Source organism: Nonomuraea sp. NPDC050383, assembly GCF_044459125.1.
Lineage (GTDB): Bacteria > Actinomycetota > Actinomycetes > Streptosporangiales > Streptosporangiaceae > Nonomuraea.
The window spans coordinates 1-20,546 of sequence record NZ_JBITIP010000030.1 but is presented as its reverse complement, the minus strand read 5'-3'; the positions used below and the strand labels follow the sequence as shown (position 1 = coordinate 20,546).

At 71.1% G+C, this 20,546-nt stretch carries 34 protein-coding genes; 1 reads left to right on the top strand and 33 read right to left on the bottom strand.

Features of this window, described 5'->3' with window-relative positions:
* From ACIBG4_RS40590 to ACIBG4_RS40430, 33 genes are all read right to left on the bottom strand, one after another.
* Positions 1-237: a hypothetical protein gene (locus ACIBG4_RS40590; RefSeq protein ID WP_397207761.1), complete on the bottom strand. Its 237-nt coding sequence runs from the start codon at positions 235-237 to the stop codon at positions 1-3.
* The gene (locus ACIBG4_RS40585; RefSeq protein WP_397207759.1) at positions 234-494 is read right to left on the bottom strand and encodes a hypothetical protein; all 261 of its coding nucleotides are present in this window, start codon (positions 492-494) and stop codon (positions 234-236) included. Before ACIBG4_RS40585 ends, ACIBG4_RS40590 begins: the two co-directional genes overlap by 4 nt.
* Positions 491-649 carry a hypothetical protein gene (locus ACIBG4_RS40580; protein ID WP_397207757.1) on the bottom strand — a complete coding sequence of 53 codons (159 nt, stop codon included), beginning with the start codon at positions 647-649 and terminating at the stop codon, positions 491-493. The genes ACIBG4_RS40585 and ACIBG4_RS40580 overlap by 4 nt, the downstream gene beginning before the upstream one ends.
* Entirely contained in the window at positions 642-1,166 is a 525-nt protein-coding gene (locus ACIBG4_RS40575) for an SLOG family protein (RefSeq protein WP_397207755.1), read from the bottom strand. The genes ACIBG4_RS40580 and ACIBG4_RS40575 overlap by 8 nt, the downstream gene beginning before the upstream one ends.
* Complete coding sequence (locus ACIBG4_RS40570; RefSeq protein ID WP_397207753.1) at positions 1,159-1,428, bottom strand: hypothetical protein; 270 nt, start codon at positions 1,426-1,428, stop codon at positions 1,159-1,161. The genes ACIBG4_RS40575 and ACIBG4_RS40570 overlap by 8 nt, the downstream gene beginning before the upstream one ends.
* A 118-nt stretch (positions 1,429-1,546) precedes the next feature.
* On the bottom strand, positions 1,547-1,918 hold the full coding sequence (locus ACIBG4_RS40565) for a hypothetical protein (RefSeq protein WP_397207751.1): 372 nt from the start codon (positions 1,916-1,918) through the stop codon (positions 1,547-1,549).
* Positions 1,915-2,568: a hypothetical protein gene (locus tag ACIBG4_RS40560; protein ID WP_397207749.1), complete on the bottom strand. Its 654-nt coding sequence runs from the start codon at positions 2,566-2,568 to the stop codon at positions 1,915-1,917. Before ACIBG4_RS40560 ends, ACIBG4_RS40565 begins: the two co-directional genes overlap by 4 nt.
* Positions 2,565-2,999, bottom strand: a complete 435-nt coding sequence (locus ACIBG4_RS40555; RefSeq protein WP_397207747.1) for a hypothetical protein — start codon at positions 2,997-2,999, stop codon at positions 2,565-2,567. Before ACIBG4_RS40555 ends, ACIBG4_RS40560 begins: the two co-directional genes overlap by 4 nt.
* Before the next feature lie 466 nt (positions 3,000-3,465).
* The gene (locus tag ACIBG4_RS40550) at positions 3,466-6,399 is read right to left on the bottom strand and encodes a YfjI family protein (RefSeq protein ID WP_397207745.1); all 2,934 of its coding nucleotides are present in this window, start codon (positions 6,397-6,399) and stop codon (positions 3,466-3,468) included.
* A 57-nt stretch (positions 6,400-6,456) separates the two neighbouring features.
* On the bottom strand, positions 6,457-6,648 hold the full coding sequence (locus tag ACIBG4_RS40545; protein WP_397207743.1) for a hypothetical protein: 192 nt from the start codon (positions 6,646-6,648) through the stop codon (positions 6,457-6,459).
* A 12-nt stretch (positions 6,649-6,660) separates the two neighbouring features.
* Complete coding sequence (locus ACIBG4_RS40540; protein WP_397207741.1) at positions 6,661-6,966, bottom strand: hypothetical protein; 306 nt, start codon at positions 6,964-6,966, stop codon at positions 6,661-6,663.
* 217 nt (positions 6,967-7,183) lie between these two features.
* Entirely contained in the window at positions 7,184-8,194 is a 1,011-nt protein-coding gene (locus tag ACIBG4_RS40535; RefSeq protein ID WP_397207740.1) for a DNA-methyltransferase, read from the bottom strand.
* Entirely contained in the window at positions 8,194-9,276 is a 1,083-nt protein-coding gene (dnaN, locus tag ACIBG4_RS40530) for a DNA polymerase III subunit beta (RefSeq protein ID WP_397207738.1), read from the bottom strand. The genes ACIBG4_RS40535 and dnaN overlap by 1 nt, the downstream gene beginning before the upstream one ends.
* Positions 9,273-9,569, bottom strand: coding sequence for a hypothetical protein (locus tag ACIBG4_RS40525; protein ID WP_397207736.1), 297 nt, complete (start codon positions 9,567-9,569; stop codon positions 9,273-9,275). The genes dnaN and ACIBG4_RS40525 overlap by 4 nt, the downstream gene beginning before the upstream one ends.
* Positions 9,566-10,018, bottom strand: coding sequence for a WhiB family transcriptional regulator (locus tag ACIBG4_RS40520; protein WP_397207734.1), 453 nt, complete (start codon positions 10,016-10,018; stop codon positions 9,566-9,568). Before ACIBG4_RS40520 ends, ACIBG4_RS40525 begins: the two co-directional genes overlap by 4 nt.
* Positions 10,015-11,682 carry a DNA cytosine methyltransferase gene (locus ACIBG4_RS40515; protein ID WP_397207732.1) on the bottom strand — a complete coding sequence of 556 codons (1,668 nt, stop codon included), beginning with the start codon at positions 11,680-11,682 and terminating at the stop codon, positions 10,015-10,017. Before ACIBG4_RS40515 ends, ACIBG4_RS40520 begins: the two co-directional genes overlap by 4 nt.
* Complete coding sequence (locus ACIBG4_RS40510; protein ID WP_397207730.1) at positions 11,676-12,119, bottom strand: helix-turn-helix domain-containing protein; 444 nt, start codon at positions 12,117-12,119, stop codon at positions 11,676-11,678. The genes ACIBG4_RS40515 and ACIBG4_RS40510 overlap by 7 nt, the downstream gene beginning before the upstream one ends.
* A complete protein-coding gene (locus ACIBG4_RS40505) occupies positions 12,116-12,589 on the bottom strand; it encodes a hypothetical protein (RefSeq protein ID WP_397207728.1) in 474 nt (157 codons plus the stop codon). Before ACIBG4_RS40505 ends, ACIBG4_RS40510 begins: the two co-directional genes overlap by 4 nt.
* The gene (locus ACIBG4_RS40500) at positions 12,586-12,891 is read right to left on the bottom strand and encodes a hypothetical protein (RefSeq protein ID WP_397207726.1); all 306 of its coding nucleotides are present in this window, start codon (positions 12,889-12,891) and stop codon (positions 12,586-12,588) included. The genes ACIBG4_RS40505 and ACIBG4_RS40500 overlap by 4 nt, the downstream gene beginning before the upstream one ends.
* A complete protein-coding gene (locus ACIBG4_RS40495) occupies positions 12,888-13,295 on the bottom strand; it encodes a hypothetical protein (protein ID WP_397207724.1) in 408 nt (135 codons plus the stop codon). Before ACIBG4_RS40495 ends, ACIBG4_RS40500 begins: the two co-directional genes overlap by 4 nt.
* Positions 13,296-13,535, bottom strand: a complete 240-nt coding sequence (locus ACIBG4_RS40490) for a hypothetical protein (RefSeq protein ID WP_397207722.1) — start codon at positions 13,533-13,535, stop codon at positions 13,296-13,298.
* On the bottom strand, positions 13,535-13,774 hold the full coding sequence (locus ACIBG4_RS40485; protein WP_397207720.1) for a hypothetical protein: 240 nt from the start codon (positions 13,772-13,774) through the stop codon (positions 13,535-13,537). The genes ACIBG4_RS40490 and ACIBG4_RS40485 overlap by 1 nt, the downstream gene beginning before the upstream one ends.
* Complete coding sequence (locus tag ACIBG4_RS40480; protein ID WP_397207718.1) at positions 13,771-14,199, bottom strand: hypothetical protein; 429 nt, start codon at positions 14,197-14,199, stop codon at positions 13,771-13,773. The genes ACIBG4_RS40485 and ACIBG4_RS40480 overlap by 4 nt, the downstream gene beginning before the upstream one ends.
* 205 nt (positions 14,200-14,404) lie before the next feature.
* A complete protein-coding gene (locus tag ACIBG4_RS40475) occupies positions 14,405-14,683 on the bottom strand; it encodes a hypothetical protein (RefSeq protein ID WP_397207716.1) in 279 nt (92 codons plus the stop codon).
* A complete protein-coding gene (locus tag ACIBG4_RS40470) occupies positions 14,680-15,507 on the bottom strand; it encodes an exonuclease domain-containing protein (protein WP_397207714.1) in 828 nt (275 codons plus the stop codon). The genes ACIBG4_RS40475 and ACIBG4_RS40470 overlap by 4 nt, the downstream gene beginning before the upstream one ends.
* 20 nt (positions 15,508-15,527) lie before the next feature.
* Positions 15,528-16,652 (bottom strand): hypothetical protein, encoded by a 1,125-nt coding sequence (locus tag ACIBG4_RS40465; RefSeq protein ID WP_397207712.1) that lies wholly within the window; start codon positions 16,650-16,652, stop codon positions 15,528-15,530.
* A 3-nt stretch (positions 16,653-16,655) separates the two neighbouring features.
* A complete protein-coding gene (locus tag ACIBG4_RS40460; protein ID WP_397207711.1) occupies positions 16,656-17,624 on the bottom strand; it encodes a hypothetical protein in 969 nt (322 codons plus the stop codon).
* Positions 17,621-17,821: a hypothetical protein gene (locus ACIBG4_RS40455; protein ID WP_397207709.1), complete on the bottom strand. Its 201-nt coding sequence runs from the start codon at positions 17,819-17,821 to the stop codon at positions 17,621-17,623. The genes ACIBG4_RS40460 and ACIBG4_RS40455 overlap by 4 nt, the downstream gene beginning before the upstream one ends.
* Before the next feature lie 115 nt (positions 17,822-17,936).
* Positions 17,937-18,101, bottom strand: coding sequence for a hypothetical protein (locus ACIBG4_RS40450; RefSeq protein WP_397207707.1), 165 nt, complete (start codon positions 18,099-18,101; stop codon positions 17,937-17,939).
* Positions 18,101-18,298, bottom strand: a complete 198-nt coding sequence (locus ACIBG4_RS40445) for a hypothetical protein (RefSeq protein WP_397207705.1) — start codon at positions 18,296-18,298, stop codon at positions 18,101-18,103. The genes ACIBG4_RS40450 and ACIBG4_RS40445 overlap by 1 nt, the downstream gene beginning before the upstream one ends.
* Complete coding sequence (locus tag ACIBG4_RS40440; RefSeq protein WP_397207703.1) at positions 18,295-19,071, bottom strand: hypothetical protein; 777 nt, start codon at positions 19,069-19,071, stop codon at positions 18,295-18,297. The genes ACIBG4_RS40445 and ACIBG4_RS40440 overlap by 4 nt, the downstream gene beginning before the upstream one ends.
* A gap of 74 nt (positions 19,072-19,145) precedes the next feature.
* Positions 19,146-19,379: a helix-turn-helix domain-containing protein gene (locus ACIBG4_RS40435; protein WP_397207701.1), complete on the bottom strand. Its 234-nt coding sequence runs from the start codon at positions 19,377-19,379 to the stop codon at positions 19,146-19,148.
* On the bottom strand, positions 19,376-19,633 hold the full coding sequence (locus tag ACIBG4_RS40430; RefSeq protein ID WP_397207699.1) for a hypothetical protein: 258 nt from the start codon (positions 19,631-19,633) through the stop codon (positions 19,376-19,378). Before ACIBG4_RS40430 ends, ACIBG4_RS40435 begins: the two co-directional genes overlap by 4 nt.
* A gap of 168 nt (positions 19,634-19,801) precedes the next feature.
* Here ACIBG4_RS40430 and ACIBG4_RS40425 point away from each other — a divergent pair, with 168 nt between their 5' ends.
* Positions 19,802-20,314 (top strand): hypothetical protein, encoded by a 513-nt coding sequence (locus ACIBG4_RS40425; protein ID WP_397207697.1) that lies wholly within the window; start codon positions 19,802-19,804, stop codon positions 20,312-20,314.
* Positions 20,315-20,546: the final 232 nt, after the last annotated feature.

Below are 20,546 nucleotides of genomic sequence, written 5' to 3'. Positions count from 1 at the left end.
TTACTCCCCCTGATCGGTGCTGGTGTGGCTGTCCTCGGAGAGCAGAGCGCGGGTGCGGCTCGCTCCGGTGGTGGAGATCCAGGCAATCGTGGTGCTGCCGACCGCAAGGTAGGCGACGCTCTCCAGCCACATGCCGTCGAGGAGGAAGAACACGGCGGCGTGGGCCAGGACGTAGGCCAGGTCGGCGATGAGGCCGAGGATGGTCAGGTGCACCGCGATCCGGGCGGTGCGGTTCATCGGCGCCGCCTCCGGTACTCGCGCTTCACCCGCGACGCTCCGGGGCCGGGCCTGCCGGTGGTGAGCTGCCACCGCCACCAGGTGAGCCGGGATGCGGATGAGGTGAGGGTCAGCGATATGCGGACCGGCCATCGGATGAGGTCGGCATGGGGGAGGTCGTCGATGATGACGAGCCCATCGTCGGCGACGTGGCCCATGAGCTGCCAGCCAGGCCCGTCCGGGCCCGTGCCGACGGTGGCGACATAGGCGTGGTTCACGGCTGCTCCCGGGCGAGGGCGTCGCGGATGCGCTGGCAGGCGGCCGGGTACTCGGCGATGCGCTGCGGGTTGCCGGCGTGGTTCATGACGAGGTCGAGGTCGGCCCAGGAGACGGTGACCGTGCCGGTACAGAGCGTCGCGGCTGGCTCAGGCATGAACCTTCTCCTCAAGACGGCGGACAAGGATGCCGGCGTTCTCCGCGAGATCGGCGGTGTGGGATGCGCCATGGGAGCCGTGCGGCTTGATCTTCCGGCAGCCCGGTTTCGTGCATGGGTCGATGAACGCGATGCACACGTTCGCGCCCAGGGCCACCATCGCGGCGTCCCGGCGCAGCCCGGCTGTCGGGCAGTAGGTGGTGCCGTCGCGGCGGGCGCGGCGGTGGCCGGGGCGGCAGGTGGGGGCGCAGGTGGCCCAGTCGGCGGGGTGGTGCTCGACGGCGAGCGTCTGGTCGGCGTTGTCGTACCAGCCGGCCTGGTCTTCGCAGAAGTCGGCGGCGATGCGGTCGGCGCCCTGCGCTCCGCCGTGGACGATCACGTATTCGCGGTGGCCCTGCTGGTGTGCCTGCTCGATGGCGTCTTCGAGGGCGGTCCAGACGGTGCTCCAGTCAGTCCACGAGCGGGAGCCGGTGACCAGGATCCGGTACGGCGCGCGGGTCTGGGGGGTGTCAGGCATGGTCGGGCTCCTTGCCGTCGAGGATCTGCCGGGTGTCGCAGGGGGCGAGGGTGATGCAGGTCGGGCAGTACCGGCCGGACTGGGCGTTCTGCTTGGCGAGCTCGTCCGGCGAGGGGTGGCGGTCGCGGGCCAGGGTGATGCGCTGGCGGAGGTCGTCGAGCTCGGCGGTGGCGATGAGGGTGTGGTCGGCGGTCGGCCACCCGTGGGGGATGCGGGTGATGTGGCTGCCGTCGAAGGTCTCGACGGTGTCGTGGTCGGTCACTGGTCCTCTTCTCGATGATGCGCGGACGATCGGGCTGTGCTGTGCTCCACAGCATCGCTCAGGATGCATCTGTGCGGCGCTGTAGTGGTCGTGGGCGGGTTTTCGGGGCGGGCGCGGGCTACGGAGCGTGGGGGTCGGGAGAATCGCTCTCAGCCGCGCGCCGGTGCAGGAGTCGGAGGGCGCCAGGCGGGCGGGGGCTCGGCCGGCCCGGACATTCCGGCGGCAAGTCCCGCAGCAGCACGTCGTACGGCTCACGCAGCGCCATCCCCGGCCCGTCCCGGTACGGCTGGCCGTGCTCGTCCAGGGCGAGGTCGTAGACGCGCAGCGACGGGCAGTCGATGAGGTAGACCTCGAAGCGCCGCGTGTAGGTGGGGTCCACCTCGTACGAGCGCAGCCAGGTGAGCAGCCGATCGTGAGCAGTGGGCTCGTCCATCCACCAGCGGTCGCGAACGTCGTAAACGGCGATGGGCTCGAACCCTCCGACGCTCATGACGCACCTCCGGCGACTTCGAGCAGCACGCCGGGCACGATGGTCGGCACCAGCGCCCGCTGCGCCGCGGACAACTCCAGCCCGTCCAAGATGCGCGAGATGGCCCCAGCCAGCAGCGCGCCCTGAGCCTCGGCCAAGCGGATCTCCCGGTCGGCGATCCCCATGTCGTGCGCCGTCTTCGCGTACCGGACGCACCGGTCCCGCTCGGCCGCCTCAAGCTGAGCGAGCCCGCGGACAGCCTCGCCCGACTCGTACACGCCGACCGACGGCGACGCGCTGAACGTGTGGCCGACGAGCCCCTCGCCGTACCCGGTGCCCCGCGTCGGATCCGCCTCCGCCAACTGCTGCTCGAGCAGCCCGGCGTAGATGTGCACCCGCGCCCACGACATCTGCAGCATCGCCATCACAGCTTCGGCCGGGCTGACGTCCTGGCGGCCCGGCACCGCACGCCACGCCGACAGGGCCTCGCCGCGCGCCTTCGCCACCGCGGTGGACACGCCGGCGTGCGTTCGGCATGCGTTCGTGCCGCGGATCGCCGACGCGTGGCAGCGGTCGCCGGGCCGGCGCTTCGACTTCTTCGAGCACTCCCAGCGGCTGTGCGTCTCACAGTGGACGGCGCCGGCCTGCCTCATCAGGTCGTCGTTGCTCAAGAGGTCACCTCGGGGATGTGGAGGATGTAGGGCCGGCGGCAGCCGCTGATGCGGTGGTGTGTGCCGGGGGTGGGTGCGTGGGCGTGGGCTCGTCCGCAGTGGGGGCATTCGCGGACGATGGCGATGGTGTGTCCGCTGTACGGGCTGGTGACGATCTGCGCGGCGGCCCGGGTGGTGGTGAGGCACACGTCGGTGCGGTGGGGTTGGGCGACGTGCTGGCAGAGGGTGGAGCAGGTGGGCCAGCAGTGTTGGCGCCCGTCGGGGTGTTCGGGGTTGCCGCAGGTGATGCAGATGGGGGTGCAGAATTCGGCGCGGAAGTCGGGGTTGCGTCGGGGTGCTCGGGGGTGGGCGTAGGTGTGTGCGGGCTTGGGGGTCGGCTTGGGCGTGGCGGGTTCGTCGTCGAAGAGGGGGTCTTGGAGGAGTGTGGTCATGGTGTGCCGCCGTGTTTTGGTGACTGCGGGTAGGCGCTTAGGACGTTTAGGACGTCTGGGATGCCGTGAGGTGTGGAGGGGGCGGGGTGGTGTCTCTGTGTGTGGCAATAGCCCAGGAATATATACAGACAGTAATAATGATCTTGAAGGTGTATTTTGGGGGCGACGTGCTTAGCACCGTTCGCAGCCTCGACGTTTAGGATGTTCGGCCGGTCATCTAGGACGTTCAGCACCACGCTTAGAACATCGCTCTGCGTAATCGTCAGCGGATGCATGGCGGCGCGGACCCTCAGATTCAGAGGCGCACCGCGTCCTAGATGTCCTAGACGTCCTAACCGTCGGCGTTTCCGCAGCTCAACCGGCTCAGAGACGTCTAGGATGCGCATCCTAAGCACATCCCAAACGTCCTGAACGTCTCCCGCAGACACCGGTACGCCGTCAGAACTCCGCCGCGGAGCGTGAACCTTCACCGCCGCCCCCCGACCAACTCCGGATGGGACACGAACAGCGGGTCAGACAGCCGCCGCCCCGCCGCGTCGCACCGGGCCACCGTCGCCAGCCAGCCGTCAGCGGCCAGCGCCAACAGGACGCCTCGCACTCCGGGCGCGCCGTGCTCCTTCACCCACGAACGCCCCTTGAGTCCCTGCGTGACGTGGCTCGCGGTGAACTCGCTCATGCCCTTCTTCCGGATCCACGCCAAGATGTGGCCACACGCGGCCTGCACCCAGGCGGGCTTCCCGGCGGCCGGCGTGGAGCCATCGTCGGAGGCGAGGATGCCGATGGCGTGGGGGACGCAGTAGTCGATGATGGTGAGCGCGTCAGCCATCGGCTCAGGCCCGATCACGGTGCGCGGGCTGTGGCCGGCGGCGAGGTGGAGCAGCGCGGCGAGCCGGTAGGCGTTGCCGGGCGCCCGCGACATCCACCCCTTGATGCGGTTCAGGTCACCGGAGTTCGGGTCGAGCCTCTTCTCGTGCCGGGTGCGCCAGTCGAGCATCAGCGCCTCCCCCTCTTCGCCCACCTGCATGGGGACGGGCGGGAGCGGGTTGCCGTCGTCGTCGAACATGCGCCCTTCCGGGCACACGGCGTAGAAGGCGCGGCGGACGCATTCGTCCCATGCCTGCGCCAGGTGGGCGGGCACGGCCGGCGGCTTCATGTCGCGGTCTCCGACCAGCGATTCGGGCCGGGCGAGGAGGAACCGGTTGAGCAGCCCCTTGTCGGTGACCGCCTTGGACGCAACCGCTTCTTCGATGACGACGGGCTGGACAGACAGCGACAGTGTCAGGGATGGCCGGTCCAGCTCGAAGGCGTCGCGGGAGATCCGTTCGGGCCGCCACGGCTCGCTGGCGTCCCAGGAGACGAGCACGAACTCGAGGTTCGGTCGGCCGTTGTTGTAGCGCCCGCAGATGTTGCCGAGGAAGGTGCCTTCGGCGGACACGATCGCGATGTGCCCGCCGACCTTGTGCATCAGCTTGGCGAGCGCCTCGGGCAGGATGTCGCCGGCGAGGAGCTGCGGCCGGGGCGGGCCGGTGAGTTCTTTGATCGTCTCTTTGACGCTGTCCAGGTCGGCGAGCAGCTTGTTGCGGTTCGGTCCGTTGGCGGTGGCGACCTTCTTGATGAGGTCTTCGCGGGCTGTCTCGGCTATGGCGAGGGCGTCGGCTTGGTCCTTGTACGCCCGGTCCCACGCGGAGCGCAGCGTGGTTTCGAGGCGGTAGATGGGGGCGTTGACCGCCTTGAAGGCGCGGGTTTTGCCGTCTCCGGAGTCGGCGATGGTGGACAGGTACAGGGCCAGGGTTTCTTCGGTCCACTGCCCTGTGACGGTGGCGTGGCTTCCGACGACTGCGGAGAGCGCGCCGATGGTGGCGAATGCGGCGATCTCGGGCGGGGTCTGGGTGTAGGTGGCGACGGCGTCGACGAATTTGCCGGTGTCGCCAGGCAAGGTGTGCAGCGGGAAGGTGGGCAGGACGGCGGGGGCGGTGTCGCTGCCGGGGAGGGACCACTGGCTGTCGTGGACGTGGTCGAGTTGAGGGAAGACGCCTTCCCACAGATGCTGTTCGTCGGCCGCGGCCATGGCCCGGCGCACGTCGCCGCTGACCCGGTCGGCGTCAGCGGCCGGGCGCTCCGCGGCGGGGGTTTCCTGCTCGTCGGAGGGCTGGTCGGGCCAGGGCGTGTCGTTGGCGGGCGGCGGCGTGTTCGGGGTCCACGGCCGGACGCCGCACCGCTGCCGGATGTGGTCGAGGATGGCGGGGCGTAGCGCGCGGGCGGCCGGGCTGGCGTCGGGGTGGCCGGCGGCGGCGAGCACCACGTCTTTGCCTGCGGCGCTGTGGTCGTCGCCGTGGTGCCAGTGGGCGAACACTTTGCCGTGGGTGAGCCGGTGGCCGGCGCCGACGGGGAGCGGCGCGGTCTCGGAGAAGTTGACGAGGACGTGCGGCCAGGCGCGCAGCGAGTACTCGGATTCGGTGGACGACCCGGAGTACTTCCACAGTTCGGCGCCGTCGCGTTCGGAGCGGATGTAGCGGAAGCCGTACGGTTCGAGCAGGTCCCGCCATTCGCAGACTTCGCCGAGCGCGTCGTAGGGGCCGATGGTGCCGGGCGCGATGTGGGTGGGGCGGGGGCGCGCGGGCGGCGTCTGGTGCTTGGCGGGTTCGGGGTCGGGCAGGTCGATCGAGTAGAGCAGGGTGGCCAGCTCGTCGAGGCTGTAGGTGGCGCCGGACGCTTCGACGACCCGGCAGCGCCGCTCCTGGTTGGCTTTGCGGTTGATGGTGCCGGGGATGCGGAGGACGCGGGCGAGGTCGCCGACGCCGCGGCCGTAGTGCCAGCCGAGCCGGTGGGCGCCGGCTTCGATGACGATCTGCCAGCGGGCAGACAGGGTGGCGATGTCGTCGCGGTTGGCAGGGGTGAGGGTGACCGGCTGGTCGAGCAGGTGCCACGGGTACCAGCCGCCGCCGGACTGGATCCACATGGTGGGTTCGGGTAGCCCGGCGGCGTCGAGGATGCGCTGGCCGTCGTCGGGGGTGGGGGGCAGCGGCAGCTTGGCATGGGTGTGCTGCTTTCGGCAGTCGTCGCCGCAGGCCTCGTGTTTGTGGCCGGGGCCGGCGATGTCGATGTCGGCCCAGAAGCCGGGGAAGGACAGCGAGTCGGCGGCGAGTCCGCGGCTGCCGGGCTTCGGGGCGGCGGTGAGTGTGGTGGCGCGGGCGTAGATGCCGGGCCGCTTCTGCTTGTCGAGGCGGGCGATGTAGTTGATGGCGGCGTCGATGCCGGCGTCGTCGGTGGTGTAGCTCTGGCCGGTCCAGTTGCCGGTCGACACGATGTTGATGAGGCCGGGGGCGCCGCCGTGGAGCGTTGTGAGCCAGCGCCGTGCCTCGTCGAGGTCGGCTTGTGGCGGGTCCTGCTGGGAGGTCAACCGGTCCCCCTGGATGCGGTGCTTGTGGTGCTCGGACGGGTGGCCATGGGGTGGGGCTCAGAACAGCGGGTCCTGCTCGGTCTCGAGCTGTTCTTCGGTGACGGGCCCGGCGTCTGCGGCTTTTGCGCGGTGCTTGGGGGCGCAGGTGTCGCAGGACAGGGCGCTGTAGAGGGTGCGGCCGGGTCGGCGGCCGGTGATGATGCGGGTGGCCGGCCGCCGGCAGGTGGCGCACGTGCTGACCCATGGCATGGCGGTCCGCTGTCACCGTGTGCCTGCTTCGGTGAGCAGGTCGGTGTCGATGGCGAGCACCAGGCCGGGGGCGAGTTTGATGAGCGGGAGCCTGTCGCCGGCGATGTGGGTTCGGGCGATGAGGGCGGCGACTCCGGTGGTAAGTCCGCCGTCGGTGAGGCGCAGCATCAGGTCGGCGATCTGCAGCTCGTGCTGGGGCCAGTGGCGCGCCTTGCCGTGGCCGCCGAGCCGGGGCCGGAGGTGGCCTTGGGCGATCCAGCGGGTGAGGGTTCGCGTGGTGAGCCCGCGGGCGAGCACGTCCTGGAGGGTGAGCGTCATGCGGTCGCCTCGCCGAGTTGTGCGGTGCAGGTGGTGCATCGGCTGGTGGGCGGGCAGTACAGCCGGTTTGGGGCGCAGTGCGCGCCTTGGCCCGGCTCGGGCTGTCCGGCGAGGGCGGCTGGCGTGCAGGAGGCGCAGCGCGGCCCGGTGATGTAGAGGCGTGTGGGGGTGCCGCCGCAGTGCTGGCCTGCGGCGGCGTCCCAGCGGGTGCACGGCTTCATGGGAGCACCTCGTCGTCGAGGAGCGGCTGTTGCGCCTCAGGGACGGGCTTGGGCCTGGGGAGCCCGAGTGCGCGAGCCCGCTCTCCCGGATCGGTGGTGCGCCACTGGGCGAGCCGGCAGTAGCCTGCCGACCGGTCGACGGTGACGCCGCGGCGGCCGAGCGTGGAGGCGACGAGCGCTGTGGTGCCGCTGCCGCCGAACGGGTCGAGCACCGTTCCGCCCTCCGGCGACCAGCCGAGGACGATCCGCCGGACCAGCGCCGGCGGGTAGGCGGCGTCGTGGCCGATCGTCAGCTCCTCGGGCGCTAGGAGCGGCTGGGTCGCGATCTCCCACACGCTGCCCGGGATCGCGCCCAGCGGGTTCGGCCCGACGTAGTCGCCCGTCGCGGTCCGAGCGATGTTCCGGTCCCGGGCACCGAACGCGGTCACGCCGGCGGTCCGCCGCGGCGCTTTGTGCGGCTCCCGGATGGCGTCGGTCGCCGAGAAGTAGCGCTGCCGCAGCGTGAAGTGGAACACCTGCTCGTGGCTGCGCCGGGCCCGGTCGGTCACTGACTCCGGCATCGGCGACGGCTTCGACCACACGATCTCCGAGCGGAGGATCAGCCCGAGCTGGTCGATGCAGCCGATCGCGTACCGCCACGGCAAACCGATCAGCGACTTCTCCGGCAGGTCCTTCGGCCGGACGTAGCGGGGACTGTCTCCGCGACCCGTGTAGCCGTCGCTGGAGCCTCTCCACGCCCCGCGGGTCCGGTTGGCCCACTTGTCGCCCAGGACGACGAACAGCGATCCGGACGGCTTGAGAACGCGCACCCACTCGGCGGTGGCCTCCCACAGCGCGCCGAGGTAGCCCCACGGGGTGGGCTCGTTGCCGATCTGTCCCTCAAGGCTCGTCTCGCCGTCGCGGTAGTCGCGCAGCGCCCAGTAGGGCGGCGAGGTGATGATGAGGTCGACGCTGGCGTCGGGGAGGGGGAGTGCGCGGGCGTCGCCGCGGATGATGACCGCGGCCATTAGCTGACCCGGAGGCTCATGACGAGGCACCGGTAGGAGTCGTCGCCGGACCGGAACAGGGCGGGCTTCCTCGCCCCGTCCATGCCGATGTGGGCGGTCCCGTCGATGGCGCCGAGGGCGTCGAGCAGGTACTGCGACTGGAAGGCGATCTCGATGGGGTCGCCGGTCAGCGCGCATTCGACGGTTTCGCTGCCGCGGCCGATGTCGGCGCCGCCGGCGCGGACGAGCACCTGCTCGCGGTCGAATGCGAGGCGGATGGCGGTGGTGCGGTCCGCGACGAGGCCGACCCTTTTGATGGCGGCGGCGAGGGTGGCGGCGTCCACGGTGGCGGTGATGGCTGGCTCGTAGCTGATCCGCTTGCGGTAGTCGATGAACTGGTCGTCGAGCAGCCGGACGGTGGTGTGCCTGCTGCCGGTGGTGAAGGCGGCGAGCCCGTCGCCGACGCCGATCTGGACGTCGCCGTGGCCGAGCCCCTTGGTGATGTCGTGCAGGTGCCGGGCGGGGATGAGGTGGCCGAACGGGGCGCCGTTGGGTGCCCAGGTGAGGTCGCGGACGGCGATTCGGTACCGGTCGGTGGCGGCGAGGGTGAGCTGGCCGCCGTCGGCGTCGATGCGGACGCCGGTGAGCATGGGCAGGGTGTCGTCCTTGCCTGCGGCGGCGGCGACTTGTGCGACGGCGGCGGCGAGCTGGTCGGCGTTGATGCTGCCGACGGGGTCGGGCGGTTCGGGGAGGGTGGGGTAGTCGTCGGCGGGGAGGGTGGGGAGGGTGTAGTCGGAGCGCCCGCACCTGATGCCCGCTTCCCGGTTGTCGGCGGTGATCTCGACGTACGAGGTGGTGGGCAGCGCTTTGGCGATCTCGGTCAGAACCCGCCCGGGCAGCACGATGAGGCCGGGTTCGGCGACGTCGGCGGGGATGGTGGCCCGCATCGACATGTCGTAGTCGAAGGCGGAGACGTCGAGCTGGTCGTCGTGGGCTGCGAGCATGAGGCCGGCGAGGACGGGGATGGGGGGCCGGGTGGGGAGGGCGCGGGCGGCCCAGGCGACGGTGTCGGCGAGCAGCTTGGGGTCGATGGTGAGCTTCATGCTGCGGACTCCACGGTGACGTTTGACGTGGCGGTCGCTCCGGATAGGCGCGGGGTGGCTGGCCGGAGCGATGAGGTTCTGCGGTCGGTGCAGGACGCGCACACGTAGCCGGTGTGGGGGTCGAGCCAGCCGGACCCTTCGCGGGGCTGCGACTCGATGCGGAGGAGGCGCTCGCAGTCGGGGTAGATGTGGCCTTCGATGTGGCCGCCGAGTTGGGGGTGGGTGAGGACGGCGCCGACGTACCAGGGGCGGATCCAGTCGGTGATGCTGCTGGCTGCGGTGGTGGCGGTCATGCTGAGGTCCCTTCGGGGATGCGGAGCGCGATGTGGCGGCGCTGCTGCGGGGTGGTGGCGGCCCAGATGCCGTACTTCTGGGGGTGGAAGGTCACCCAGGTGTGGCAGGCGGCGAGGGCGGGGCAGCCGCGGCAGATGGCTTTCGCCTTCCGCACCTGCGGGTCGTCGTCGCTGGTGGAGACCGGAAACCAGAGTTCAGGGTCCTCGTTGCGGCAGGCGGCCCGTTGTGTCCATGCGCCGTTGTTGGTTCGGGCGGGCTGCGGTTCGGGCGTCGGCTCGGGGAGCCGGTAGTTCTGCTGCCAGGCGCGGTCGCCTTTGACGGACGGCCAGTGGTGGAGGGTGCCGGCGTCGTGGTGGCGGGCGTAGCAGGTCATGCACAGGCCGCGGCCGTTGTGGCGGCCGGGCTTCTCGCAGTCGAGGCAGATGATCAGGATCGGCTGGCTGCTCATGACGCGCGCTCCAGCTGCTCGCCGGTGATGGCCTCGACCAGCGCGGACACGATGATTTCGGCGACGGGCGGGGTGACGGCGTTGCCGTACTGGCGGACCTTCTCCCGCTTGTTGCCGAGCACCACGTAGTCCTGGCCGAAGGCCATGGCGCGGCCGATCTCGTGAGGCTCCAGCATCCGGAACAGCACGTCGTCGAGGTCGAGGTCGGCGAGGCCGTTGACGACGGCGTACCGGTCGCGGGTGGACAGGGTGCCGATCGGTTCGCCCGCGGGGCGGGCGTTGCCCTTGCCGTAGTACGGCACGAGCAGCGATTCCCAGGTGACGACCGACTGGTGGCCGGCCGTGGTGAGGGCCCGCAGCGGTTCGTCGAACGGCGTGCATAGGTGTCCGGCACCGCCGCGCGGCGTGTTGTTGCGCATCACGAAGCCGGGCGGCACGCACAGCCCGTGATGGTTGCCGGACGCGGTCACGGTGGCCAGCGCCTCGCTGACCGACCGGGCGTCGCTGCCGCCGCCGCGGAGCTCGGCGACGAACGGCAGCCACGCCAGCCCGGTTTCGTTGCGGGCAGTCTGGGTGCGCAGCGGCGCGTCGGCCGGGCTGGCCTCCTTGCCGTCCCGCCCCTCGACGGGGACGAGCAGCGGCGGCACGATCGCGACGCCGTCGTTCTCGCGGGTCGTCCTGGTCGGCATCGGCTCGGTCACCGGGACTGCGTCGTCCCGCCAGGTGCCGCCCGCCGGCACCATGAGCGGCGGGCACGCCAGGACCTTGGTCGCGGCGATCGGCCGGGCGTACTTCTCCAGCCCGGCCCGGATCCGGGCCAGCGTCTTGTCAGCGAGCGGCTTGGAGCGGTCGCCGATCCGCTGGCCGGGGATCGTCCAGTCGATGGCGTGCAGCGCGGGCAGCACGGACGGCTCCACCACGGCGTTGCGGCAGGCCGAGCGAGGACACCGGTAGACGTACTGCTGGCGGTAGCGGCCCATGTCGGCGCCTGGCTGCTTGAACACCTGCATGGCGGCCACCCACTCGTCGCAGCCCGGGCACCAGGCTGCGGGGCGCAGCCATTTGTCCCAGTCGGGGTCGCGGCCGAGCGTCCGGTGCCAGTAGGCGACATACAGCCGGTCGCGGGACTGCGGGGCGCGCGGGGTGCGTGCGGCGGGCGCGTGCATGCTGTTCATGGCGATGACCCGGGTGCGGTAGCCGAGGGCGCGGATCTCGCCGATCCAGCGGTCCCATTGATCCCAGGCGCGGACGTCGACGACGTTCTCGACGACGCCGGCCAGGACGAGCCCTCCGCGCTGCTGGACTCCGCGCAGGTACATGGGGACTTCTTCCATGAGCGCGCGGGACCGCTCGACTTCCTCGTCGCGCTCGTCGCCGAACAGGGAGTCCTGCATGGAGGTGGCGAAGTCGCGGCGCTTGCCGCGGGCGTTGGACCATTGCGGGCATTCGGGGGAGGCCCAGAAGATGTCGCAGACGGGCCAGCGGTCGACGGGCGCTTCGCGGATGTCGCCGAGGTAGTGGTCGACGGTGGGGAAGTTGATGCTGTGACTCTCGATCGCCCGGGCCCAGTGGTTGGCGGCGCGGGTGACTTCGACGCCGGGTACGGCGTGGGCGCCCTGGCTGCTGCCGCCAGCTCCGCAGAACCAGTCCATGAGGGTCAGCACGGTGCCACCGCCTCGGCGGGGGCGAGGCCGATCTGATAGCCGAGCGCTTCGAAATACCGCTCCAGCGTCGCCACCGTGAGCTGCCGGCCAGCGGCGGCCTTGCGTTCGGTGATGCCGACGCTGAGGTGGCTGATGTAAAGGAGGGCGGCTAGGTCGGCGCGGGTGGCGTGCTGGCGGTGTCGGAACCCTGCCGAGTCGGACAGCGTCTCGGCGAGGGTGGCGATGACGACGCCGTGCCGGGTGATGACGATCTCGTGGTGGAGCGCCCGGGCGACGGCAGTGGCGTGGCCGATGTACGGGCTGGCGTGGCCGAGTTCCCAGCGTCGGAGGGCGCTGGTGGAGACGCCAGCGGCGGGGGCGAGCTGCTGCTGGTCGAGGTCGTTGTCTTGGCGGAGGTGGCGGAGCCGCTGGTGGAGGGGCAGCGTGATGGTGGTCATGCCGGCACCTCCAGCTGCTCGGGCAGCGGTTCGCCGTAGCCGGCCCACCGGAGCACCTGGGTGAGGTCGGCGAGGAGCATCCGCACGGGCACGATCGGCGCCTCGTCGTACAGGGCGACCGACGGCTCCATGAGCTGAGCGAGGACCGCGCTGGTGGTGTACGCCCACCAGCGGTGTGCGTTCGCGGCGCCGACGCCCTTGCGCTGGATGACGAGCACGCCGATGTCGGCGCTCGCGTTGGCGCGTTCCTTCTCGGTCTCGGCCATCCAGTCGGCGATCTGGTTGTCGCTGGCGGTGCGGGCGGCGTCGCCGCCTTTCACCTCCCAGCACACGCCGGGGGTGCCGGTGATGTCGCCGAGGTCGTGGACGCCGGCGAGGGCGCGGCGTTCGGCGTGCGGGTAGCCGTGGGTGCGGAGGGCGCGGACGACGGCGGTCTCCGCGGATGTCCCGATCGCTTTCGAGCGGCTCATGATTCGCGCCCCTGCCATCCGATGTGGTGGACGGCCCACGCCGCGAAGAGGGCGATGCCGGCGGCGCTGAGCGCCCGCTTGCGGCGGAGTTGGGCGGTGAGGGTGCCGCGGCTGGGTGCCCGCATGAGGGCGGCCGTCTCGATCGCGGTGAAGGTGGCGATGACGGCGGCGGCCCAGTAGGTCCAGGCGCGGGTGTAGGGGTCGAGCCCGGCCAGCGCGGGGAGGGGTGTGCTGGCCGGGGGCTGGGTGGCCGGGGCCCCACCCCCGATGGTGGGGGCCCCGGACGTCGTGGTGTGGGTCATGACGCGCCGCCGTTGACGGCGCGGGCCACGGCCAGCGCCTCATCGAAGCAGGCGCAGCGCTCGGCGTCGGCGCCGATCGTTCTCCCACAGAACGAGTGGACCCGCATCGTGCCGTGGTCCTCGTGACAGCCGTCACCGCAGGAGGGGCACTCGATGGCGTCCTCGTACGTCTCGTCGTCGAAGCTCTTGGCGGCCTTCTCCAGCCAGGCGGCCAAGGGCTCGCGCAGCTGGTCCGCGACGGGGCTGGACGCCGCGTGCGGCACGCCGCAGTGCTGGCACGGGCCCGGGTAGGAGAGGCTGCCGTGGGGCGGCTGGACGGGGAAGCGGTGGTCGCAGCGCAGACGCGCGGCGGCGGGGGCCAGCTCCTGGCGGGTGGTAAGCGTGGCGGGGGTGTTGGTGGTCATCTACGCCTCCAGCAGGCGGGTGGTGGCGGTCGGGGTGGGCTCGCCGTGCTGCTGGGTGGCGAGGAGGATGCCGGCGGCGATGAGGGCGATGCCGATGCCGGCGAGGAGGGCGAGGAGCCAGGGGGCGCCCCGTCGGGCGGCGGCCAGGATCTGGGGGAGGCAGTCGCAAGGTTCGAGGTCGTCGACTTCGGCGTGGAGTGCGTCGCGCAGGAGCGCCTCGTGGGCGGTGAGGTCGTGCATCACGCCCCCTTCCGGATGCTGCGGAGCTCGGGGTGGTCGGCGAGGAACCGCAGGAACAGTGCCTCGTTGTCGTGGACGGCGAGGTGGCCGACCATGCCGAGCCGTTCGGTTCGGCGGCGGGCGGCGGCAACCCGCTCGGCGCGGTTGCGCTCGCGGCGGGCCCGCGATGCCGGGGTGTGACGGCCGATGACGATGGCTGCGGCGGCGATGGCGAGGATGCACAGCGTCTGCGGGGTCACGGCGTCGCCTCCTGGGCGGCGGCGCGCATCTCCTCGATGACCTGCTCGGCGGTGCGATCGTCGGCGTCGTTCCAGTCGCCGATCTTCACGATCAGCGCCTCGCGGGTCATGTCCTCCGGCCTGGAGTTCGGGAAGAGGTGGGCGGAGAAGGCGCGCAGCGCGGCGAGGGATGCGGCGCGTCCGGCGAGCCAACGGGCGTGCTCGTCCAGGTCCTCGCCTTCGAAGCACGGGGCGCTGTTCTGCTCGTGCCAGTCGTCGGCTTCGATGCCGGAGGCGTTGGCGATGGCGCCGGCGGCGCAGTACCCGCCGTCCTCGTGGTTGACGAAGTCGCCCTTGATGTGCCCCCACTCGTCGATGTGCTGGGCGGCGCGCTGCAGGACGGCGCTGGTGTTGAGATCGAGCCCGATGATCGTGATGTCGGTCATGGGTGTGTCCTTGGGATTGCGTGGCGGGGCCGGTGAGGCCGGAGGTGGGCGGCCCGGGAGAGGGCGGCCAGGGTGCGGCGGGCGAGACGCGCGCGCCGCTTCAGGAAGGCGACCAAAGTGTGAGCTGCGGCGCGGGCGGCCGGACGGCACCAGATGCCGCCGACCAGCCCGGCCAGGAAAGACAGCCCGTGCAGGACGTGCACGGTCACGACGCAGCCATGTCCCGTTCGCTCGCCTCGCCGGGCTCGACCGCGTCGCCGGCCGAGGCCAGGTCGAGCAGGTCGATACCGAGGACGGACTCCAGCACGCTGGCCGCGGCGATGGCGGCGTTGGCGAGCTGGCGGGCCCACGCCGGGTCCGTGACCACGATGGTTTCGCCGCCGCCGAAGTCGATCGGTACGGCTACGGTCTTGCCGCTGCCGGCGATGTCGCCGGCCTTCGGCCAACCGAGCGTCGCCGTCGAGGTCGTCTGCCTGCTGGTCATGCGACCGCCCCCTGTGCTGTCTGCTGGGTCTCCTGCGCAGAGGCGGGCTCGACCGGCCACGCCCCCGAGATCACCGCGTCCGCGTTGCGCTTCTCGCCCGCCTTCGGGGAGCGCAGCCACTCCTGGTAGCTCGCCGCCTGCTCCGCCGCCCACCGCCGCTGCGACGCGAACAGGGTCGGCAGGTCCGTGGCGAGCTCGTCGAACAGGTGCCGCTCGTCCTGCCGGCCCGACTGGATGCGCGGCCGCTGCTCGGCCGGCATGTGGGCGATGGCGCCCATCCGCCAGGCGATGCGGGCGGCGATGAGCGCGTCGTAGCGGGCGCCGTGCGCGTCCTCGTCCCGCCACGGGATGCCGAACACCTGGGCGCACGTCTTGAGGGCGTGGGCGCCCTGGTCGGGGCTGACCCGGCGGCGCCACCGGTCCAGCCGCTTGGACAGGACGAGGGTGTCGATGACCGGGCCGTACTCGCCGGCCGCCCACTTAATCAGCGGAGGCTGGCCGTACCGGACCAGCTCGCGGTCGAGGACCGTGAGGTCAAAGCGGGCATTGTGGGCGACCAGCGGGATGCCCTCGTTCCACGCTGCGATGACCGCGCCCGCGATGCGCGGGATGGCTTCCTCCGCCGGCATCCCGTGCTCGCGCAGGTGCTCGGTGGTGTAGCCGTGGATCGCGGTCGCCTCGGCCGGCACCTCGACGCCCGGGTCCACCAGGAGCGGCGGCCGGTCGACCGGGTCGCTGCCGCCGCCGACGTAGCCGTGGTACGCCTCGACGATCCGGGCCTCTTCCGGGTTCGGGGAGGTGGTCTCCAGATCGAACGGAGCCATGCGCCCCAAATGCCAGCCCATCAGGCGCTCACCGACTCGGTCAGCTCGCCCGCGCGCAGCTTGGCCAGGAACGTGGACAGGTCCGCCGAAGTGGCGGATTCCGGGGCCAGCCCGCCCATGGTCTGCGCGAAGGCAACATTGAGCTCCGAAGTGGTGCCGGGCCAGGCGGCGACGATCTGCTGCCACACCGCGTCGGCGTCGGCGGACGGCGCCGGGGAGGGCTGCGGCGTGGGCTCGGCGGCCTTCAGCCGCTTGCCGATCGCCGTCATCTCCTCCGACTCCGCCGGGGTCGGCGAGATGCCCGCCGCGCCAGCCTCATCCCAGATCACCTTGAACTGGGCGAACGTGGTCGCCGCCCGGGCACGGACGAGGAAATCCTCCGCCGTCGGCTCCCCGCCGGCCGGGCGCGGCGCTTCGATGGCCGCCTGCTCGTTCCCCTCGACCGCCCGCCGGTCAGCGGCGGCGATCGCGGATCCGGTGCTCGTGCCCTCGCCGGCCAAGAGCTGCGCGGGCGTAACGGCCACGTCCAGCTTCGGCACCATGAAGCGGGCCACCTCGCCGGTCTCGCGGACGACCTGCTTCTCCTCCATCGCCAGCCACGCATCCACGTAGCCGCGCGTCGAGGCGAGGAACTGGGCCACCTCCGGCAGCTCGACGGCCGCGTAAAAACCGTGGCTGGTGAGCAGCCACACGCCCAGGCCCGGCACGTCGCGCAGCATCACGTTCAGCCGGGTGGTGATCTGGCAGACCCGCTTGTCGGGGTCGCACAGGCACGCCTGGTCGGACTTCTGCTCGGTGACGCCGTCGCAGCGGCGCACACACTTGGACCCCTTGTACTGCTCGTACCACTGGGTGACCGGTTCGCGCGGCGGGACGAGGACGGGCAGCCGGTCGGCGTCGGTGAACACCTCCCACTCGGCGGGCCCGCCGTTCGCAGGGGTCCACGCCTGGACGGTTCCGCCGTACAGTGCGGCGACCTCTTCCAACAGCGGCTTGCTCGCGGAGGTGAGGCGGAAGCGGTTGAGCTTCTCCGGCCGGAGGATCGGCTTGCCGGTCTTCTGGCTGATCTTGCCGGTGTCGATGACGCGGCCGATGCGGATCTCGCCGAGCTGCCGCATCCGGCGCTGAAGTTCGATGATGGGCATGGGCTAGGCCACCTCCAGGGCCTGACGGGCGGGAACAGGGAGAGCGGCGCCGACGACGGTCGCGGCCAACTCGGTGGACCACTCGGCCACCTGGATCGCGTGCAGGAACTTCGCGAACACCGCCGGCCCGCACTTGACCGGGTAGACGCGGTAGTCCTCGGGCCGCAGGTGCAGGACGACACCCTCGTCGTGGGTCTCCGGCATGGGCAGGCGGGTGCCGTCGCGCAACCAGCACACCTCGGCGTGCCGGTACGCGGACATCTGCATCCCGGCCTCGGGGTAGACGCCCTTGACCGTTCCATCTGAGAGGTGGACGTCCAGTTCGCCGCCGGTCTTCGTGTCACCGAGGCAGGCCCGGCCGCCGTGGATGTGCGGCGATCGGAGGATGTAGTCGAGGGTGCCGGCGTAGCCGTGCTCGTAGCTGCCGACGACCATCTCGGATGCCTCGAAGGTGACCTCGTACTCGTCGACGAACCGGAGGAAGTTGTCCAGGTAAGGGCGCATCTCCGGGTCGTCGAGGAGTTCCCTCGGCAGGGGCTCGTCGAGCACGTGCGCCTCGATGATGCGGTGCACGGCGCTGCCGACGTTGGCGCGCTCGTCCTTCTTGCGGGTGTGCGCCCGGCGGAGCCAGTCGTACGCCTCTTGGGTGTCGGCGGGGCGGCGGGAGGCGCGGACCAGCATGGGCAGGTTATCCATGGCCGTCTCGGCGACGAGGTTCGCGGACCAGAACGGCAGCGCCGGCTTGGGGACGCCCTTCGCCAGGATGGTGGTGACGCGGCGGAGCTTGGCGCCGGTGGTCGGGTCGGTGTACCAGCCCCGGGCCGGCTTGGGGATGCGGGCGGTGCCGATCGGGATGCCGCTGCCGGGGCAGGGCTGGCCGTTGGTCTTGTGCTTGCGGATGCGGCCGTCCTTGTTGACCGGTTCGGCGCTGCCGCAGGTCATGCAGACCGAGTGCATGCGGTCGTTGGTCACTGGTCGTCCTGTTCGTCGCGGTAGGCGCGCTCGTCGGCGTGGCTGAGCGGGGGCCCGCCCCGCCAGGTCGGCCGGGGCCGGGCCTGGGCGGGGAAGGCGTCGTACGGGTGCTCGTGCGGGTCGGCGAGGCTGGCGAGGTAGCCGGAGATCTCGTCCTCGGACGGCAGCCCGTCGAATTCGGGGGTGAAGGTGCTCACGGGCAGCCCTTCCAGCAGGCGGTGTTGGTGGCCGGGTTGATGTGGCCGTTCGGGCAGATCGAGGTGGAGGGGGTGCCGGGCGGCAGCCACGGCAGCGCGGGCTTCGGCTTCGCCATCACTCGCCGCCCTTCGCGTGGTCGCGCCACGAGAGGAGCTGGGCGAGCGGAGACCAGAGCCGCTCCACCTCGGCGGTCAGGAAGTCGGCGAAGCGCTGAGCCTCCTGCTCGTCGGTGAACGGCCCGAAGGGGACGCGCTGCTCAGTGAGCCGGACGATCCACATCAGCGGCCACCCCACTTGCGGGCCTTGACGGTGACCTCGGCGTCCGGGTCCACATCCACCTGGCGGGCCCGGCCGTGCGCGGTCACGTCCTGGAAGCGGACACCGCGGTCGCCGACCTTCGTGACCCGGACCGGCCGGCCGTCGGCCCAGTCGTCCTTGGTGACGACGTCGTCGTCGTGCAGGTCGCGAACCTTCATCGGGTCACCGCCACGGGGGCCTCGTCGTAGTCGGCCATCTGCTGCTCGCAGCGCGCCTGCTCCACGAGGTCCTCCACGTGCCGGTAGGCGTCGTGCTGCGTCTCGTCGGGGATGGGCGTCGGCGAGCTGTGCGCCATCTCGGCGGCGAGCGTCCGCATCGCCCAGCGGAGGGCGTCGGCGGTGCTGTCGGAGCGGCGGGCGGCCTCGGCGGCGATGATGCGCAGCGCCCGCTGCACCGGGTTGCCCTGGGCGGGCGGGGTGAGGCCGTCGGCGTCGAGGTCGAGCATCGCGCCGGCAACGAGCCGGGCCGCGGTCGCGGGCACCTCGTGGAGGGGCAGGCTCGGGCGGCCGACGCGGATGGCGGTCTGCAGGGCGCCGTCGAGGATGCCGCTGCCGAACTCGCCGGAGCGGGAGGCGGAGTGGCCGGCGAGCGCCGCGATGATCTGGTCGGCCGGGGCGGGCTCGGCCTGCCGCTGCGATCGCCACTCCCACCAGTCCTGGTCGGAGACGGCCGGCAGGTGCCGCTGGATCAGCCGGGCGGCGAGGCTCGGCAGCCAGGTCGCCTCGCCGGTGACGAACTTCGCGAGCGCGTTGCGGAGGTACGGCGGCAGCTCGTCCAGGTATGTCAGCAGCGTGAGCGCCTGCCGGTCGCGCGGGTTGATGTGGGTGACGCGGTGGCCGTTGAGCCGGTGGAGGGCGTCGGCGGCGTCGAGGATGTCGGTGCTCGACAACACGGTGGTGCTGGTGTCGGTGTGGTCTGCGAGAATGGTCACGATCTCGTCCTTCGCTCGAGTAGGGATGCGATCGGCGGGGCTCGGCCGGTGACAGCGGTCGGGCCTCGCGGCTTTCATGGGGTGGGTTTGTGCACGCGGGGCCGGGTGGCGATGTACTTCTGGATGGCGGACAGCGGCACCCGCAGGTGGGTTCGCGTGCTGCCGGGCCGGGCCACGTCGATCGCCTCAAGATCACCGTCGGTGATGAGCGCGTAGACGGTGACGGGGCCAAGGCGGAGCTGCTTGGCGGCCTCGGGGATGGTGAACAGCAGGGTGAACTGCTCGGCCGCTGCCTGCGTGCGGGTCATGAGGCGACCTGCTGCTCGTCGAGGTCGTTGTGGAACAGGGCGTCGATCTCCTTGCGGAGCTCCTCGGAGCCGAACACGCGGAGCAGGCCGATGACGTAGGGGCCGCTCAGCTCGCGGGTGACGCCGGTGAGGACGCGGTTGTGGATGGAGACGTGCACGCCGATGGCGCGGGCCTGGGCGGTCTGGGTCTTCAGTCCGAGCTTGGCGGCCCGGTCTTCGAACTCGTCGAGGCGCATCTTGACGGGTTGCGCCATGGGTCCTCCTAGTTGAAGCGCGAACTTTCGCTTTGGAGAGAAGCTGTGCCTGGAATCTAGCTTTCTCTTAGGCGCAAAGCAATAGATGCGACAAGATTCTTTGCGCTCCAAATCAGGGCTTTCACGTGGGTAAACCTGGGCAGTCAGGGTTCGGTGCCCTCGGGGGCCATGTTGCTCAAAGTGATCAGCGCGATATCATCATTGCTCGTGGGCAAAACAGCAGGTCAGCTAGGCGCATGGCTGCGCCGGGAGCTGACGCGACGCGGCTACGACCTCGCCAAGGGCGGGCAGTCGCAATTTGCGCGCGAGGCGGACGTGCACGTCTCGATCATCAACCGGGTCCTCAACAAGGGCCAAGGTGTCGAGATCGACGTCCTACGTCGGATCGGGAAGCCGCTCGGCTACAACGTCGGCGAGATGCTGGTGCTCGCCGGCTCGGCCGAGCGCGACGAGCTCCCCATCCGCCCTTCCGAGGAGCTGGAGAACGCACCCCAGCCCGAGCCGGAACCCGACACCAATCCGTACAGCGATCCGTACGAGCGCCAGATCTGGGAGATGGACGGCCTGTCGCCGTTCGTCCGCGAGTCGCTGATCGTTGCTCTGCACAGCGCGGTCCGTTTCGAGCAGCAGAAGGACGAGCGTCCGGACGCGGAGGTGCGCCAGTTCCGCCGGCCGTCATGACGACGGCGGGACGGCCTAGCCGCCCCGCCGCATTACGTGACTGTCTGTAACTACGCTCAACATGATCGTTTCCATGCGTCAGCCGTGCGTCATGAGCGGTGAATGCCGACGAAGACCGTCGAAGACCGTCGAAGCGTTTTCCCAGGTGAAAGCATCGCCCAGTGGTTCTGAACTGGGCGTTTGCCTTCGTTCGGGACGAAGAGGTCGTGGGTTCAAATCCCGCCACCCCGAC